We start from the raw sequence: 16,461 nt of genomic DNA on the forward strand, positions 1-16,461 counted from the left end.
CCAGCCTCCATTGGACTGCACGGCTCGAAATTCATGCCAGGCAAAGGGCCGTTTGAATCTAAGAATCAGTCGACTTATGCCGTTGAGGTCGAGATCAGTGACCCTTTTGACGCCTGAGTGTGGTCAGCTTGAAGGCATGGGTCCCGGTTCCGGGGCCCGACCTTTTTTGCGCCACCTCCCACCGGAGCTTCCATGAGCCATGACCAGGCAGGTTTCAACACACGACTCGTCCATGCGGGCATTCCCAAGGATGCCTACGGCAGCGTGGTGACGCCCATCTACCAGACCTCCACCTTCGCCTTCCGCAATGCCCAGGAGGGCGCCGACCGGTTCGCCGGCGCCGCCGACGGCTACATCTACACCCGCATCGGCAACCCCACCACTGTGGCCCTGGAAGAGAACGTGGCCTCCCTCGAGAACGGCTTCGGCGCCACGGCCATGGCCAGCGGCATGGGCGCGGTCACCACGATCTACCTGGCCCTGCTCAGCAGCGGCGACCACATGGTCAGCACCGACTCGGTCTACGGCCCCAGCCGGGGGCTCATGGAGAAGCACATGAGCCGCTTCGGGGTGGAATCCACCTATGTGGATACCTCCGACCTCGCCAACCTGCGGGCCGCCCTGAGGCCCAATACCAAGCTGATCTACATCGAAAGCCCCTCCAACCCCGCCATGTCTGTGACCGACATCGCCGCAGCCGCCGAGATCGCCCACGCCCACGGCGCCCTGCTGGTGGTGGACAACACCTTCGCCAGCCCCCACCTGCAGAAGCCCCTCGATCTGGGCGCGGACCTGGTGCTCCACTCCGTCACCAAGTTCATCAATGGCCACGCCGACATCGTGGGCGGCGTGGTGGTCTCCAAGACCGAAGCCCTGCACAAGCAGATCCGGGCCATGCTGGTGAACATCGGCGCCAACATGGATCCCCACCAGGCCTGGCTGGTGAGCCGCGGCCTGAAGACGCTGGCGCTCCGCGTGGAGCGGGCCGAGGAGAACACCCGCAAAGTGGCCCCCTGGCTGGAGGCCCATCCGAAGGTGGCCTGGGTGCGCTACATCGGCCTGCCCAGCCATCCCCAGCATGAGCTCTGCAAGCGGCAGATGACCGGCTTCGGCTCCATGATCTCCTTCGAGCTGAAGGGCGGCATGGAAGCCGGCCGCATCGCCATGGACCATGTGAAGCTGGCCGGACTGGCCGTGTCCCTGGGCGGCGTGGAAACCCTCGTCAGCCACCCCGCCTCCATGACCCACGCCAGCATGGGCCGCGAGGCGCGCCTGGCGGCGGGCATCACCGACGGCCTCGTGCGCCTCTCGGTGGGCATCGAGGACGTGGAAGACATCATCGCGGATCTGGATCAGGCCCTGGCCCAGATCCCCTGATCTCCAGCAGACAGCCATAGGGTGGTGGCGGAAATCCCGCCAACCACCTGCTGGACAAAGGCTTGTCCCGCGACCAGCATGGAGCCATGCGTACCCCCATCACCATCCTCCTGGTGGATGACGAACCGGGCATCCGGCGGTCCCTGGGCGAAGCCCTGAAGGATGAGGGCTATCACGTGGTGAAGGCCGAGCGGGGTGAGCAGGCCATCGACCTGCTGCACAACCCCGACGGCGAGGGCATCCAGCTCGTGCTGCTGGACGTGTGGCTGCCGGGCATCGACGGCCTGGAAACCCTGAAGCAGGCCAAGCAGCTCCGGCCAGAGCTGCCGGTGGTGATGATCTCTGGCCACGCCAACATCGACACGGCCCTGCAGGCCACCAAGCTGGGCGCCTTTGATTTCCTTGAAAAGCCCATCGACCTGGACCGGCTGCTGCTGGTGGTGGGCAATGCCCTGCGCCAGTCCCGCCTGGAGCAGGAGAACCAGCGCCTGCTGGCCGAGGTGGAGGGCGGCCGCTTCTTCCTGGCCGACAGCCCCGCCATGAAACGGCTCATGGCCGACGTGGCCCTGGTGGCGCCCACGGAAGGCCGCGTGCTGCTCACCGGCGAGAACGGCAGCGGCAAGGAGGAGGTGGCCCGCCTCATCCATCTGCAGAGCCCCCGGAAGGAAGCCCCCTTCGTCGAAGTGAACTGCGCCGCCATCCCCGAAGAACTCATCGAGAGCGAACTGTTCGGCCACCAGAAGGGCGCCTTCACCGGGGCCGTGCGCGACCAGAAGGGCAAGTTCCGCGAGGCCGACGGCGGCACCCTGTTCCTTGATGAAGTGGGCGACATGTCGCTGAAAACCCAGGCCAAGGTACTGCGGGCCCTGCAGGAGGGCCGCGTGGAGCCCGTGGGCGGCGGCGGCGCCGTGGGCGTGGATGTGCGCGTCATCGCCGCCACCAACAAGGATCTTCCGGCCGAGATCACCAAGGGCCGCTTCCGCGAGGATCTCTTCTTCCGCCTGGCCGTGGTGCCCCTGCGCCTGCCCGCCCTGCGCGAAAGGCCCGAGGACATCCTGCCCCTGGCCGAAGCCTTCATCACCCGCATCGCCAAGCAGTACGGCCGTCCGCCGCGGCATCTGGGCCCGGAGGCCAAGGACACCCTGCTGCGCCACGATTGGCCGGGCAACGTCCGTGAGCTGAAGAACCTCATGGAGCGCGCCGTCATTCTGGGCCGCAGCAGTGAGATTGGCCCCCGCGACCTGGGCCCCCTGGCCGCCCGCCACCTGGCCGAGCAGGATCCCTTCTCCTTCCCCGAATTCACCAACCTGAAAGACGCGAAGGACTGGTTTGAAAGCCAGTATCTGCAGCGCGAGATGAAGCTCCAGAACGGCAACATGACCCGCGTCGCCGAGCGCGTGGGCATGGACCGCTCCAACCTCTACAAGCGCCTCAAGACCCTGGGCATCGAGCCCAGGGAGAACTAGGCGGTGGCGCCTTGAGTGAAAAGAAGTGGTTCAAGATCGGGGAGGCCGCCGCGTTGATCGGCGTGGGGCCCAAGGATCTGCGCTACTGGGAGGATGTCATCCCCGACATCAAACCCCGGCGCAGCAAGGGCAACCTCCGCTACTACCACGTGGACGAGCTGCCGCGCCTGCGCCGCATCAAGGCTTGGCTGGCCGAAGGCCTCACCGTCGCCGACTGCGAAGAACTGCTGGCCCATGGCCACCTGGTGCAGCGCCTGGACCTCGGCCTCGAAGCCGAAGAACTGCCCGCGGCACCGGCCCAGAAGCCCAAGCCCACCATCCCCAGACTGCTGCGCACCAGCTCGGACCTGCAGCCCATTCTCAAATCCGTCCGCGCCCTCTACGAGCGCCTGTGCGCCGAACCCAAACCTTGACCTAGAGCCCAACCCGGTCTACAGTCAAAGGTTCACGGCGCGTGGCGCAGCCTGGTAGCGCACTACCTTGGGGTGGTAGGGGTCGGAGGTTCGAATCCTCTCGCGCCGACCAAACATTCACCCCACACGAAAAGGACCCTTCACCGGGTCCTTTTCCTTACCTCCATCGAAGCCATGCGAGAGGCTTCGAGCCTCCGAGTGGGATCGCGGAGACAGCGCGGGGCGCTGTCAGTGTGGGGAGGCGACTGCTTTGTCACTGGCACCTGAATTGGCGCCAAAGCTTAGATCCATATTTGGCGCGGATTTGGAAGCGGCGAGAACCCCCAGGGGACTTGCACTTGGTTTGGCGCAGTTTTGCGGTTAGTTGCAAAACGTGGCGCCATCTTGCACCTGGTTTGGCGTCAATCTGGCGCTGGGCGTGGGTTACCTGCGTTTGGGTTTAGAGGGTAGGTCGCCAAGGATGCGTTCATACCAACAAACGCGGCCTATGACGAGATCCTGCACGGGCACACCATCCAGCGGAACCGGCTCTAGCGGATATGCCGCCTCGTTTTCTGAGATCAAGTTCATGTAACGCCCATCAGGTGATATGTGGACCCGCTTGATTCGGGCCTCCTGAGTGTCTGGGGTGGTACGCACAAGATGCAAGGCCCCTTTGCGTGGCTCCACGCGCAATGGAAGCGCCGTATTCACCAGCACCATGTCTCCAGGCTGGATGGTCGGACTCATAGAGTCACCCTGAACGCGGGCGGCGAATAAGGTGGACTCAGACCCAGCCCCGCACTGGCGAAGCACTTCCTGGATTAAGCCGCGCCGGAAAGGCTGGCGGTCGGCATTCGGGGCAAGGTCATGGATTTCCCCCGAAGGCCCACATGAGGGCAACCCATCAAGGACAGGGAGCATGAGTGCGGAGCCCGAGCCAGTGTTCTGCAGCTGCGCCTGCATTGGTTCCTCTCCCAACATCAACCATGCAAAGCGAATCCCATATACATACTCAATCGCCATGGCGGCTAAAGGGGTGACCTCGGCGGATCCGGTTTCCCATCGAGAAATCGCAGCCTTGGAAACCCCAATCCGCAAGCCGAAGTCCTCTTGTTGGAGCCCAGTTGCCGCCCGGACGTGGCGCAACCGCCCTGCAGGTGTGGATGGGAGCATCGAAGTCTCGATCGGAGAAAAAAATAGGGTTGACTGTTCTCGATTCGGGAATCAGTATTTCTCCTGTTCTCGCTTAGAGAACCAAGCAGCGGAGAAGAAAGATGCTACCCGAAAAACCCTCACGCAAGCGGGTCGCCTACGGCCTGTCTGCCAATGCAAAGTCGGTGGTAGAAACGGCCTCAAGTATCCAGGGCCTGATGGCTGACGGGATTAATTTGGACGGCAGCCTGAAGCCAGCAGCCATTCGGGCACTTCTGAAGCTGAAAGGCCAGGGCATCAGAGTTCTAGCCGAGAGCAATGGTTATAGCGATGCCTACTTCCACCAGGTGATCGAGCGAATTCGTCGAGATGTAGACGTGGAAGACATCTTGGCGAGATGCATCGGTCTCGAAGCTGACCGCATTTGGGGTCGCCAGTCTTCGAACGTGGCCTGAGGTGGCGGCCATGATCGACACTTCCGCCGCGAAACGATTCTGTGACATCCGGTCTGAACTCGGGAAAAGCGCCCGCCAGATCAGTCGTGAGCTTGGTATCGGAGGCTCCGTCTATAGCAACTGGGAAAGTGGCCAGGCCCCGCCACGCAAACCCAATGCCCTGGCCATCCAGGCTCTGTATGGCTATCGCTGGGAATGGGTGATGACGGGACAGGAGCCCAAGTGGGTTGAAGGGGCAGCGCCCATTTCCCTTGCTATGAAAGCCGTCACCACCAAGCTAAACACCCTCATCGGCACCCTAGGAGCCCTGTCGGGCCAGATGTGCGCATTGGCAGCGCAGATCAAGGAGCTGAAATGACCCGGAAGCGGCGGCTTAACCCAGTTGTCGCGATCCCGGAGGTTGCACCGCTGGTTGTCGCGACTGAAGGCGAATCGCGGCAACCCAAAATCCAGGCGCGACAACCCAAAGAAACCAGCACAGACGGCGACTATTCCAGGACGGGAATACCTAGCCAAGTTGTTGCGATTGTCGCGAGTCCCGCGTGCTTCACGGTGGCTGAGGCCGCCGAACTGGCTGGAGTTTCTAAACAGGCTGCACTGAAGCGCCTATCGAGCCTCGGCTTGCTTCAGGACCGCATTTCTGAATCTGGCCCAAACAAAGGACGCAAGGAGAAGGTTGTCGCATACAGCGCTCTCTTCGGGCCCTATCCAGATGCTGCCCGAGTGTTGGCCGCCCGCGAGAAGGCCGCGGCTGCACTGTCTTTGCCGCCCGCGCCCACCATAGCTCCGGCATCCGATCTCGCCGCTATCTCCAGCATGAAGAGCTGGCAACGGCAACGAATGGATGCTCGCTTGGCCATTCTTCGCTATGTGGACCACCTGGTTGAAGAGAGCCGGGTCAGCCGAGATAGGGCGCTGAATCGCCTCTTTGGCGAAGTCGAGTCAGGGGCTCTTCCAGAGAACCTGAAAGCCCTCCTTCCCTTGGCCAATGCACGTTCTGGCCAGTCGGGTGATCGAACACTTTCACGCAGAACGTTCCAGCGCTGGGCTGCTGATGCCAAACAGGGCATGGATCGGCTGGCACCGAAGGCCTGCGACCGCTCGATGCCAGCCTGGCTTCCACAACTACTGGAGATCTACCGCCAGCCCCAGAAACCATCCCTAAGCTGGGCGGTCCAAACGCTGGTCGGACAACTGCCAGCTGGAGCCTTGGTGCCCAGCTATGACAGCGCCCGCAGGTGGCTCCTCAAGGTCGGCGCGGTAGACCGTGAACGCGGCAGGATGCTGCCCCGCGAACTTAAGACCATCAAGCCCTTCCGGCGCCGCGAGAAGCCGGAATTCCCGTTCGACGTGTTGACCGCCGATGGCCATACGTTTGATGCGGAAATCGCCCATCCCGAGCACGGACGTCCCTTCCGGCCCGAACTGACGATGGTTGCCGACGTTGCGACCAATCGCATCGTCGGGTGGTCGGCCTGGGAGAAGGAAAGCACCTGGTCGGTCATGGATGCATTCCGCATGGCCGTGCTCACGGGCGGTGTCCCGCTGATCTTCTATACGGATAACGGCCCAGGCTACCGCAATGAACGCCTGGAGGCTTTGAAGGCCCGCCTGGGCTATGAACACCACTTCAGCATTCCCTACAACTCGCAGGCGCGGGGCGTGATCGAACACCTTCAGAAGACGGTCTGGGTGGATCTGGCCGCCAAAGCGTTTGCAACCTATGTCGGTGCCTCCATGGATCGCCAGGCCCGACAAATCGTCTTCAAGGCCACCCGTCAGGGCCAGCCGGTTCTGCCCTCTTGGCAGGCCTTTGTGGCGTTTGTTGAGCAGGCCGTGGCTGCACATAACCAGAGGGCTAGCAAGGCCTGCCCAAAGGCGCTTGATTCCGAAACCGGGCGCCAGCGAAGGCTGAGCCCTGACCAAACGTGGGCCAAGGCGCAGGAATTGGGTTGGAAGCCAGAGGGCCTGCCAATCAGCTTGGATGAGTTCCGGCCAGAGGAACTGCGCCAGGTCAGGCGTGGGGAAATCCAACTCTTCGGCAATACCTACTTCAACCGAGAGCTAGCCGAGCTGCATGGAGAAGAAGTCTGTGTGGCCTTCGACATCCACGATGCCTCACGAGTCTGGGTCAGCCGAAAGGATGGAACCTTCATCTGCGAGGCCGGCTTCGAGTCCAACAAGGCAGCGTATTTCCCGAAGCCCTACGTGGATAGCCTGCGTGAAAAGCGCCAAGAAGGACAGCGCCAGCGCCTGGAGCAAAGGGCCCAGCGGGTGCTTGGCGATGCGGCCCCTGAACCTCTGGCCATCCAGGCCCTGACTCCCGAGATGGTGGCGGCCTCTGATGCCCAGCTGCGCAAGCTAGGGCTGCCTGAAGATCCCGTGGGCACTGAGTCTCAGACCGAAGAGTCCACTGGTGAAGCTCGGCGCCCAGCCTTCAAGTCAGACCGCGACTACTACTGCTGGATCCTCGATAACCCCGACCTGGCCGACGCAGACGAAACCGCAATGGTTCAGCGCCGCCTGCGTCAAGACCCCTTGTTCTCAACCCTGCTGGGCCGCGATGACGCGGCTTCGGCGTGATCAACCTCATCCCCCCTTTTGGAGGCATCGTGAAACGGCAATTCGTCAAAACCAGCAATCTCCGGTTGTTCCTGGCCGGGCTGGACATCCTTGAGCGGCGGGCCGCACCGGAGGCCAGCATCATGGTGGTCACCAGCGAACCGGGCTTTGGGAAAACCCGGACGCTGCAGTGGTATTCGACTCAGAACGCAGAGGCTCTATATATCCGGGCCAAGAGCGGCTACACCCGCCATTGGTTCCTGGTTGAACTGATCAAGGAACTTCGCGGCATCCCTGGGCGCAGCGAAGAGATGTTCCGCGATGCCATCAAGCGCATGCAGGGGCGGCCCTATGTCCTCATCGTGGATGAGGTTGAGCATCTGCTGGCGGACACGCGGGTGCTGGAGGTTCTGCGGGACATCAGCGACCTGCTGGAAACGCCTGTGGTGCTGGTGGGCATGGAGCAGGCCCAGGCGAAGATCGCCCGGCATCCCCAGATCAGCAGCCGAGTGGCCCACGTCGTCCAGTTCCAGCCCGCAAGCCTGGAGGACATCGAGCTGACGGCCAAGACGCTCCTGGATGACATCACCCTGTCGCCGGACCTCCTAGCGGAGATCCAGCGCCAAACCAAGGGCCGCATGCGCGAGATCATGAACGCCTTGGCAACCTGCGAATCCATCGCGAAACAGCGGAAGGTCAAGACTCTGTCCCTGTCTGACCTCGAAGGCCAGCAGCTAACCTATGACTGGCAGTCGCGCCGTCCCCGCATCATGCCGTCAGCGGTGAAGCCGTGAACGCCAGCCAGACCGTGCTAACCGCAATGGCGGCGCATCTCGGCAAGGTCTCTGCCAGGGATCTTGCCCAGGAAACAGGTCTGGGCCTGGATAACGTCTACAGCGCCTTCGCTGTGCTAACCAAGCATGGCTACATCCAGAAGCGGGGCGAAGGCTTCGCGAAGCTCACCGCGACAGGCCTGAAGCTGCTGCAGGCGGGGAAGACGATTCAATCCGGGCCGAAGGGACCACGGCCTATGGAGCAAGACGGGACCAGCCTGCGCTCTAGGCTCTGGCGGGCGTTGCGTCTCCTCCATAAGGCCACCATCAAAGACCTCCTGGAGCTGGCTGAGCGTGGCGACGAAGGCAACGCCTCCATGAATGCCAAGGACTATCTGAACGCCCTGGTGCGAAGTGGCCATCTGGCCCGCATGACGAGGCCTGGGCAGCCAGACCGCCAGGCGATCACGCCACCAAGCCGGTATTGCATGGTCCGAGATACCGGCCCACTGCCACCGCAATGGAATAAGCGCCAGAAACGGATCTTCGACCCCAACACAGAGGAGAGCTTCGATGTGGCTTGAGATTCTCCGAGCCCAGGTGGCGGCGCGTGGACTCGGCGCGGTAGCGAAGGGGATCGACTACTCCAAGACCACGATTTCCCTTGTCCTGAACGGGAAATACAACTCCGACACCTCCCACCTGGAAACAGCCGTGCTGAAGGCCTACGGCACGGTCCTGTGTCCCTTTGAAGAGCGGAGCCTGTCTGCTTCTGACTGCCAGAACTGGCAGAGCAGCGAGGCGCCAACTTCCTCCGCCTGGTCCTTGCGGCATTGGGCCGCCTGTCAATCCTGCATTCACAACACGAACCCTAAAGGAGCCAACCGTGTTTGATCTCCCGAAAGCGATCTGGCGCCGCATCTCGGCCCAGAGCACCGCCACACCTGCGCCGTCTCCCCTTCGCGTCGAGAAGGGCTATGCCACCGGAGGCCTGGTCTCCCAGAGACCGGCCGCTCTTGCCCCAGCCTCATCGCCAGTGGCGCCCGCCTTCGCCTATCCAGGCTACGGCTACGTCGCCATGGCCATCACCTGCATGGAGGCCATCGGGCTCATGACTGACATCACCAGCATGGAGACCGCCTCACTCGCCATCACTGAGCTGGTGCGCCGTGGCATCCAGCTCGAACCAATCGACTGGGCGCTGATCGAACACTGCAAGGGCTCCAAGGGAGAACCAATCCCAACTCTGGCGCAGATCCATGCCGCGTTTCGAGAGCGCCTGGTTGTCCTGCGCTTCACGGCCGTCCATCAAGCATCTGTCGCGTAGATCCCCCTCCGGAGGTCCAAGATGCCTTCCTCAATCTATCTAGTGACCGGAGCACACGATTACGAGGGCTCCAGTGCACTACGGGCATTCCGAAAGGAGGACCAAGCCGAAGGATTCGCCGAAAAGCTAAGGATCCACGCTGGGAAGCAACCAAGGCTAGACCCCAACGGTGATGTCGAAGTGGATTGGGATGCTTACGAGGCTGCCATGGAGCGCTGGCGTAAGAGGTGCCCAGGCGGAAGCTTCAGTGCTGGATTCGACTCCTACATCGTTCATTCCATCACCTTCGTTGAAGGCTGATGGCAATGCCTCACTTGTCGGGCGGCATGAAAAAAGCACTCCCCCCGAAAGGCGACTCCGCGACGTGCCCGAACACGCTGGGCAGGGTGTGGATCCGACAAGTTTCCATCAACGAAGTTTAGACGCGGGGATGCCCCGCATGGTTATGGAGCCTCACTTGAAAACGATCACTGTCTACATCGAAGTCCCGGAAGAACGTGCATTGGAAGGCTTCCACGAAGTGGTTGAGGCCTGTGCGGATGACCTCATTAACGCAGACGAAGCGACCCTGACGGTCCGCCTCAGGGAACGCGAACAGAAGTGAGTTTTTCATGAGCACTGTCCTGGCCTGGATCATCTCCCCCCTTTGGTTGCCCGTTCTGGGCGCCCTTCACCTGCGGGACGCCCAGAGGCGCCGCCGCTTCACCCGTCACTAGGAGCAAGAGCATGACCAAGAACCCCAAGATCCCTGAGGGCTACCGAGCGAACGCCAATGGCGACCTGGTCCTCATCGAGAACATTAAAGAGATCGACCTGCTGCGAGATGAACTCGTGGTGAGCATCGCCGCCAGGGCCCGCGAGCGGTCGGGTGAGTTGGCCGAATTCAAGAGCACCGTCCAGAGTGAGATCGATGAATTTGTGCTTACAAGCGCCGCTCGCTTCAAGGCCAAGCTCGGGGGCGCAAAGGGCAACCTGACCCTGCTGTCGTTCGATGGCCGATTCAAGGTGATCCAGGCGAACCAGGACAACATCGCCTTCGATGAGCGCCTCCAGGTTGCCAAGGCCATCATCGACAAGTGCATCAAGCGCTGGAGCGATGGGGCTGACGCAAAGCTCATGGCCTTGGTCAACGATGCCTTCCAGGTCGACAAGGCCGGGAATGTGAGCATCCGCCGCGTCCTGGGCCTGCGCAAGCTGGAGATTGATGACAAGGATTGGAAGAGGGCCATGGACGCCATCTCCGAATCAGTCCAAGTCGTCAGCAGCAAGAGCTACTTGCGCGTCTACGAACGTGACGAAGCGGGCGAATACAAGCCCATCTCTCTCGACATGGCGGGGGTGTAGCCATGGAGCAGCTGCACAAGGACCTCAATTCGCCACGTCTCCCCATGGGCTATCTCAGTGGCCCTATGAGCGCGGAGGATGCCTTGACCCGCAACCGCCATCGGTTTGCCGCCCTTGAGGCTTCCACGTTGCTCTGGGAGGCCGAAGTCCTGCACTACTGCCCCCACGCCAATAGCCCCATCATCGGAAACTCGGATGTGGGCTATGAGAGTTGGATGGCCATGGATCTGGAGGTCATCCGCAGGTGCGACTACCTGCTGATGATTGATGGCTGGAACAACAGCCCAGGCTGCCTCCGAGAGATGAATGTGGCGCTGAACCTTCATCTGCCGGTCGTTTACAGCGTCGAGGCGGCTATCGAGTTAGACCGTCAGTTGAAGGCGAAGGTGGCCTGATGCGCGAATCCTCCGCCGCAGAGATCCTGCCGGTCGCGGTCACCGTGAACGGCCAGGTCTTCTGGTGGACCCCTACCAACGGCCTTGACGCTTCCGTTGTGGCCCAGGTGGAGGGTTGGATCCAGCGGCGGGCGGAGAGCTACCTTCCGGCCGCCATCATGCGCGGCCTGGACCGGGACGATCTTCTTCAGGAGGGCCGTTCCGGAGCCCTGAAGGCCGCCAGGGACTACGATCCGGCTTTCGGGGCAGGTTACCTGTCCTACGCCGACCATTGGATCAGGCAGGCCATGCGGGCCGCCCTGGGTCGATCCCACGATGTCTACCTTGCCAAACGAGCCCGCCAACAGGCAGTGAAGGATGGCGAGCTGCCCCTTGTCCTGCGTCTCGATGCCCACCTCCGAGACGAAGACGCCGCTTTGAGTGATCTGCTCCCAGCTGCTCAGCCTGACCCACAGGACCAGGCTGAGCAGGCGGAGCGGGAATCCGCCCTCCGGCGGGCCTTGAATCGCCTTGAAGCGATTGCCCGTTTCATGGGGTTCATTGATGCGCGGCGGGGCCGCTGCATCCCTTTCTGGCTTCCGACATATTCGCGAGACATGGAGCAGTCCCAGGACGCATCGGCCTCCGACCTGTCGGTCCGCATCCGGAATGTGCTTTACAGCACCCATATAGTTCAACACCACAACCGCTGTGATCTGGCCTTCTACCCCCTTGCAGGTGCGCCAATCTTTCGGCGGATCACGGGTAGTGCACCCGGCGGAATGGACCATGAATGGATCACGCTCGATCAGTCTTTTGGGCAGGCCCGCGCTACCTCTGACTGGCGCTGCATCAGCTATCTTTCCTTCGTTCGGTTGGACCAAGACAGCCTCCGCATGGTCTGGGAGACGGACGACCTCCTACGGGCTAGTTTCCGGGTGAAGGAGGTTTTACTTTGACGTTGGCCAGCCGCGAAAACTCTGTCCATGATGGCGCCCCCGTTGAGTTCTACCTCTTCGTCAGGGGGGGCAACCGGTGGCTTTATACGAGCGATGCGGAGCCTGTCACAACTGTTGATGGCACTTTCCAGCCCGCGACCATTCGCCGCAATGCTCCGAGCCTTGGGAAGGAGGAAAAGCATTCGACCCTCCAGCTTGAGGTGGCTCGTGATTTCCCGGTTGCCATGTTGTTCCGTGGGGGCGCCCCTGGAAGTTCTATCTGGGTGTCTGTGGGGCGCCTTCATCGCGGTGAGACCGAGACGGAATGGATATGGCAGGGAAAGGTCCGAGGGGTGTCGTGGACGGGCTCGCGGGCTCAGATTCAATGCGATCCGACGGACAAGGCCCTCGGCCGGGCTACGCTGCGCCTTTCCTATGGATACAGCTGCGGGCGACGGCTCTACAGCTGTGGTGTCTCGGAGGCCGAGTGGACCCGTGATGCGGTCATAACCTCCATCAGTTCGGATGGGATGACTCTGGTTGCGGATCTCTTCGGGACACAGGCGGACGGCTGGTGGGTGCGGGGAGAGGCCTACCACCTGGACCTTGACGCCCGTCAGGAGATCATCAGCCATGTTGGCAATTCAGTCGGCTTGCGATTTCCGCTGGTTGGTGCGAAGGCTGGAGATGCTCTGAAGGTCGTTCGCGGGTGCGATCACCTCTGGAAACGAGCCGATGGCTCATGGGGAGATTGTCACAGCGTCTTCAATAACGCTGCGAATTACGGCGGTGAGCCGTTTGTTGGCGATAAGAACCCCTTCAAGACTGGGCTGGACGGCTGATGCCGTGGCCAGTGATGTTCTTCCTCTGGGTCGCCTCCATGGTGGTGGGCGAGATGCTGCGCCCCAAGCCAAAGGTGGAGAACGCGAAGGCCGCTGGCACCGCCGACTTCGACTTCCCGACGGCCACTGAGGATCGGCGGAAAGCGTTCGTATTCGGAACGGTCAAGCTGGACAGTCCCAATGTGACCTGGTGGGGGGACATCGCCAATCGCCCAATCAGGCAGAAGGCCGGTAAGGGCGGCTTCATGGGTACGGGAAGCACGTTATGGCAAACGGTAGGCTATCGCTACTACGTGGGGATGAAGCTTAGCCTTTGCCTTGGGCCTGTGGAGCTGCTTGAGCTGCAGGCGGACGGCAAGACCTTCTGGACTGGCGTGAGCACTGGTGGACTGATCCATGTCAGTTCGGAAGGGCTATTCGGTGGAGAGACTGGCGGCGGTGGCTTGGCTGGAACCTTCAACTTCCTGCCCGGGACCATGTCTCAGCCCGTTGATGACTACCTTGTTGACGTGCTTGGGGCGCCCCTTCCTGCGTGGCGTGGTGTCGCTACGCTGGTGTGGCAGGGACCCAGCGCTGGTGGAGATAACGGCTACCTCGGGACCTCTCCTCGAATTCCGCCCATCAGCGCGGTTGTGCGTCGGCTCCCATCGAATCTCGGGTTTGGCTCATCGACGACGAATTTGAATGGCGATGCCAACGCCGCCGAGGTCATCTACGAGGTGCTGACCTCGCAGGAATGTGGCATGGCGCAGCCAGTTGATCTCGTGGATATCCCTAGCTTCCAGGCAGCAGCGCAGCAGCTCGCGAGCGAAGGGTTTGGGATTAGTGGTATCTGGGAGAGCGGGGATGCACGCTCCTTCATTGAGGAAATCCTGCGGACCATTGACGGCTGCAACTTTTTAGACTTCTCAACAGGGAAATGGCGGATCACGTTAGCCCGTGGCGGCTATAACGTCGCCACGCTTCCAGTGTTGGATGGCCATTCGTCCATCCAGGCGCTTGAGGGTTACAGCGAGGTCGCGCTGGACGAATCAACCAACCAGGTTCAAGTGTCCTACACGAGCCGGGCATCTAATTTCTCAACCAAACAAGTCCAGGCGCAGGCCTTCGCGAATATCCGCTATCAAGATGCGGTGGTCAATGCGAGCCTGAGCTACCCGATGATTTCCAAGGCTAGCCTGGCTGCAAAGGTGGCGGATCGGGATCTCAGGGCCTACAGCACCCCATTGGCCAAAGGTGATCTGATCTGCACCCGGGTCGCCCGCACTCTTAGGCCTGGCGACCTTTTTGTTCTGCGATGGGCCCCCCTGGGAATCGACCAGGTGGTCTGCCGCGTGTTGAAGATTTCCAGGGGTGACTTGCAGTCCTCTGGCATTCGGATCTCTTTCCTGAAGGATGTATTCAGCCTCGGGTCTGCCTTGTATGGCGCTCCGGCGTCATCTGGTTGGGTCGATCCCGGCGTTACGCCTCAACCCTGCGAGGCCCAGGCGCTGATGGAAGCGCCTTACTGGGCAGTGGGGGCATCTCGCCAGGTCTTCGCCATTGGATCGCGAGCCGACCAGGTCACTCTGGATGCAGAGATCTGGACCAATGAGGGTGCTGGGTATCTTCAGACGGGGAACCTGCCATCACTGACTCCGACCGGCTTACTCACGAGTGCATACGGATGCAAGACGGCCGCGCTTGATCCAGTTGGCTTCACCGTATCTGGTGGCTCCGACCTGGCCCAGTTGCCGGGGTTCAGCACCAATTCGGATGGTCGCGCCCGTGGCGCAAACCTAGCTTATTTCCCTGCGACTGGGGAGCTGGTGTCTTGGACCACGGCTGTAGCGAATGTTGACGGCAGTTTCACTGTGTCTGCGGTGCTTCGCGGCGTTATCGACACAGTCCCCTCAGACAACGCAGCGGGTGATCGCGTTTGGTTTTTCAGCGTCGGCGCCGCCGAGGTGCGTTCATCCGATGGCAGCGGCGGCGGTGGTGCTGTCGCAGGCCCATCAACACCTGGCATCAACGTGACGTGCCCCCGAGAAATAGGTCCAGCGAGAATGAGACTGCCCCTGTCCAAAGGAGGACAAGTTGCAGGCCAAACAATTTTCAGAGGAACAGATCATCCGAGCATTGAAACGGCATGAGGCTGGAGAGAAGGTTCCGGATTTATGCCGTGATTTGGGGATTTCCAAACAAACATTCCACCGATGGAAGGCGAAGTTTGGGGGGATGGAGGTCTCTGACGCTCGTCGGCTGAAGCAACTGGAGCAGGAGAATGCGCAGCTGCTGCGGCTCTTGGGAAAGCGGGAGTTGGAGATTGAGGGGATGAAGCACCTTCTATCAAAAAAATGGTGAGGTCCGGCGCACGAAAGCAGGCCGTTCGAGAGCTGGTGCAAGGCCAGTTCGTGAGCGAGCGCCGGGCCTGCATCCTGCTCGGGGTGACGAGATCGGCTTACCGCCGACCGAGCACCCGCGTGGATTGGACGGAGCTACGCAAGCGGTTGATAGAGCTGGCTGGGGAACGGAAGCGGTTCGGCTATCGGCGGCTGCATATGCTGCTTCGCCGGGAGGCCTTCCCCGTGAATGTGAAGCGGATCTACCGGCTCTACAAGGAGGAGGGCCTGTCGGTTCGGAAACGAATTCGAAAGCGGCTAAAGGGGGGAATGCGGAGAGAACTGCGAGTTCCGACCCGGCCGAATGAGCAATGGGCCATGGACTTCACCTCGGATGCCCTGGCCGATGGCCGTTCGATCCGGACACTGAACGTTGTGGATACCTTCACGCGGGGATGCCTGGCCATTGAAGTGGACACAAGTCTTCCCAGCCTTCGGGTGGCTCGAGTGCTGGAACGGATCATTGATGAGCGGGGCCGCCCAGAGATCCTTGTAACGGACAATGGTCCCGAGTTCACCAGTCGAATCTTCGATCAGTGGCGCCACCAACAAGGCATCGAGCACCATCTCATCCAACCCGGAAAGCCGATGCAAAACGGGACCTGCGAGAGTTTTAACGGACGGTTCAGAGACGAATGCCTCAATGAGCATTGGTTCGCCAGCCTGCGAGAAGTTCGAATCATCACGGAAGACTGGCGTCATGATTACAATCACTACAGGCCCCATGGCCCTCTGGGCGGAATAACTCCCATCGAAGCAGCGCGTCGTTGGGATTCACTCCAGTCGCCTACGGCTCCTTCCGCGAATCCCAACGAGATCCTTTTCAACCCAGTAGGCTCATCCTGATTGGACCTAATCTCGGGGGCACGTCAAACGGACGCACCATCCTCTACGGGACCATCGACCCGACCTCAGATATCGGTTCGGATGGTGATAGCTACATCAACCTGACTTCTCATTTCATTTTCGGGCCAAAGGCAGGTGGGGCTTGGCCGGTCGGGACCTCTCTCGTTGGCCCGGCCGGAATGAATGGAACCAATGGCCGCCCCTCCCGAGCCTCAGCGAACTGGACGAC

General features: G+C 61.3%; 18 protein-coding genes and 1 tRNA gene. 18 read left to right on the forward strand and 1 reads right to left on the reverse strand.

Features of this window, described 5'->3' with window-relative positions; translation table 11 throughout:
- The first annotated feature begins 192 nt into the window (after nt 1–192).
- From Q9293_RS13590 to Q9293_RS13605, 4 genes are all read left to right on the forward strand, one after another.
- On the forward strand, nt 193–1,377 hold the full coding sequence (locus Q9293_RS13590; protein ID WP_306247394.1) for a PLP-dependent aspartate aminotransferase family protein: 1,185 nt from the start codon (nt 193–195) through the stop codon (nt 1,375–1,377).
- Between the two features lie 86 nt (nt 1,378–1,463).
- Nucleotides 1,464–2,843, forward strand: a complete 1,380-nt coding sequence (locus Q9293_RS13595) for a sigma-54 dependent transcriptional regulator (RefSeq protein WP_306247395.1) — start codon at nt 1,464–1,466, stop codon at nt 2,841–2,843.
- Nucleotides 2,844–2,854: 11 nt separating this feature from the next.
- Entirely contained in the window at nt 2,855–3,256 is a 402-nt protein-coding gene (locus tag Q9293_RS13600; RefSeq protein ID WP_306247397.1) for a MerR family transcriptional regulator, read from the forward strand.
- A gap of 35 nt (nt 3,257–3,291) precedes the next feature.
- A tRNA-Pro gene (locus Q9293_RS13605) sits at nt 3,292–3,368 on the forward strand.
- Between the two features lie 311 nt (nt 3,369–3,679).
- Here Q9293_RS13605 and Q9293_RS18695 read toward each other — a convergent pair.
- Nucleotides 3,680–4,411, reverse strand: coding sequence for a helix-turn-helix transcriptional regulator (locus tag Q9293_RS18695; RefSeq protein ID WP_372342160.1), 732 nt, complete (start codon nt 4,409–4,411; stop codon nt 3,680–3,682).
- Between the two features lie 101 nt (nt 4,412–4,512).
- Between Q9293_RS18695 and Q9293_RS13610 the strand changes: the two genes are divergently transcribed.
- The 14 genes from Q9293_RS13610 to Q9293_RS13675 all read left to right on the forward strand — a co-directional run bounded on the left by Q9293_RS13610 (nt 4,513) and on the right by Q9293_RS13675 (nt 16,232).
- Nucleotides 4,513–4,845: a helix-turn-helix domain-containing protein gene (locus Q9293_RS13610; protein WP_306247399.1), complete on the forward strand. Its 333-nt coding sequence runs from the start codon at nt 4,513–4,515 to the stop codon at nt 4,843–4,845.
- Nucleotides 4,846–4,855: 10 nt separating this feature from the next.
- Entirely contained in the window at nt 4,856–5,203 is a 348-nt protein-coding gene (locus tag Q9293_RS13615; RefSeq protein ID WP_306247401.1) for a helix-turn-helix transcriptional regulator, read from the forward strand.
- Nucleotides 5,200–7,428, forward strand: coding sequence for a transposase family protein (locus Q9293_RS13620; protein ID WP_306247403.1), 2,229 nt, complete (start codon nt 5,200–5,202; stop codon nt 7,426–7,428). The genes Q9293_RS13615 and Q9293_RS13620 overlap by 4 nt, the downstream gene beginning before the upstream one ends.
- Before the next feature lie 29 nt (nt 7,429–7,457).
- Entirely contained in the window at nt 7,458–8,201 is a 744-nt protein-coding gene (locus Q9293_RS13625) for an AAA family ATPase (RefSeq protein WP_306247406.1), read from the forward strand.
- On the forward strand, nt 8,198–8,764 hold the full coding sequence (locus tag Q9293_RS13630) for a hypothetical protein (RefSeq protein WP_306247408.1): 567 nt from the start codon (nt 8,198–8,200) through the stop codon (nt 8,762–8,764). Before Q9293_RS13625 ends, Q9293_RS13630 begins: the two co-directional genes overlap by 4 nt.
- The gene (locus Q9293_RS13635; RefSeq protein WP_306247410.1) at nt 8,754–9,074 is read left to right on the forward strand and encodes a hypothetical protein; all 321 of its coding nucleotides are present in this window, start codon (nt 8,754–8,756) and stop codon (nt 9,072–9,074) included. Before Q9293_RS13630 ends, Q9293_RS13635 begins: the two co-directional genes overlap by 11 nt.
- A complete protein-coding gene (locus Q9293_RS13640) occupies nt 9,067–9,507 on the forward strand; it encodes a hypothetical protein (RefSeq protein ID WP_306247412.1) in 441 nt (146 codons plus the stop codon). The genes Q9293_RS13635 and Q9293_RS13640 overlap by 8 nt, the downstream gene beginning before the upstream one ends.
- A 457-nt stretch (nt 9,508–9,964) precedes the next feature.
- Nucleotides 9,965–10,111, forward strand: coding sequence for a hypothetical protein (locus Q9293_RS13645; RefSeq protein ID WP_306247413.1), 147 nt, complete (start codon nt 9,965–9,967; stop codon nt 10,109–10,111).
- A gap of 122 nt (nt 10,112–10,233) precedes the next feature.
- Nucleotides 10,234–10,851: a DUF3164 family protein gene (locus Q9293_RS13650; RefSeq protein ID WP_306247415.1), complete on the forward strand. Its 618-nt coding sequence runs from the start codon at nt 10,234–10,236 to the stop codon at nt 10,849–10,851.
- A gap of 2 nt (nt 10,852–10,853) precedes the next feature.
- Nucleotides 10,854–11,246 (forward strand): DUF4406 domain-containing protein, encoded by a 393-nt coding sequence (locus tag Q9293_RS13655; RefSeq protein WP_306247417.1) that lies wholly within the window; start codon nt 10,854–10,856, stop codon nt 11,244–11,246.
- The gene (locus Q9293_RS13660) at nt 11,246–12,184 is read left to right on the forward strand and encodes a sigma factor (protein WP_306247419.1); all 939 of its coding nucleotides are present in this window, start codon (nt 11,246–11,248) and stop codon (nt 12,182–12,184) included. Before Q9293_RS13655 ends, Q9293_RS13660 begins: the two co-directional genes overlap by 1 nt.
- Complete coding sequence (locus tag Q9293_RS13665) at nt 12,181–13,005, forward strand: phage BR0599 family protein (protein WP_306247421.1); 825 nt, start codon at nt 12,181–12,183, stop codon at nt 13,003–13,005. The genes Q9293_RS13660 and Q9293_RS13665 overlap by 4 nt, the downstream gene beginning before the upstream one ends.
- 53 nt (nt 13,006–13,058) lie before the next feature.
- Nucleotides 13,059–15,137, forward strand: a complete 2,079-nt coding sequence (locus Q9293_RS13670; protein ID WP_306247423.1) for a phage tail protein — start codon at nt 13,059–13,061, stop codon at nt 15,135–15,137.
- Nucleotides 15,082–16,232, forward strand: a protein-coding gene (locus Q9293_RS13675) for an IS3 family transposase (protein WP_306247425.1) whose coding sequence is annotated in 2 segments (ribosomal slippage) — nt 15,082–15,334 and nt 15,334–16,232 — 1,152 coding nt in all. Because the reading frame shifts where the segments join, the coding sequence is not laid out codon by codon here. Before Q9293_RS13670 ends, Q9293_RS13675 begins: the two co-directional genes overlap by 56 nt.
- Nucleotides 16,233–16,461: the final 229 nt, after the last annotated feature.

It is taken from the genome of Geothrix sp. PMB-07 (assembly GCF_030758935.1).
GTDB lineage: Bacteria > Acidobacteriota > Holophagae > Holophagales > Holophagaceae > Geothrix.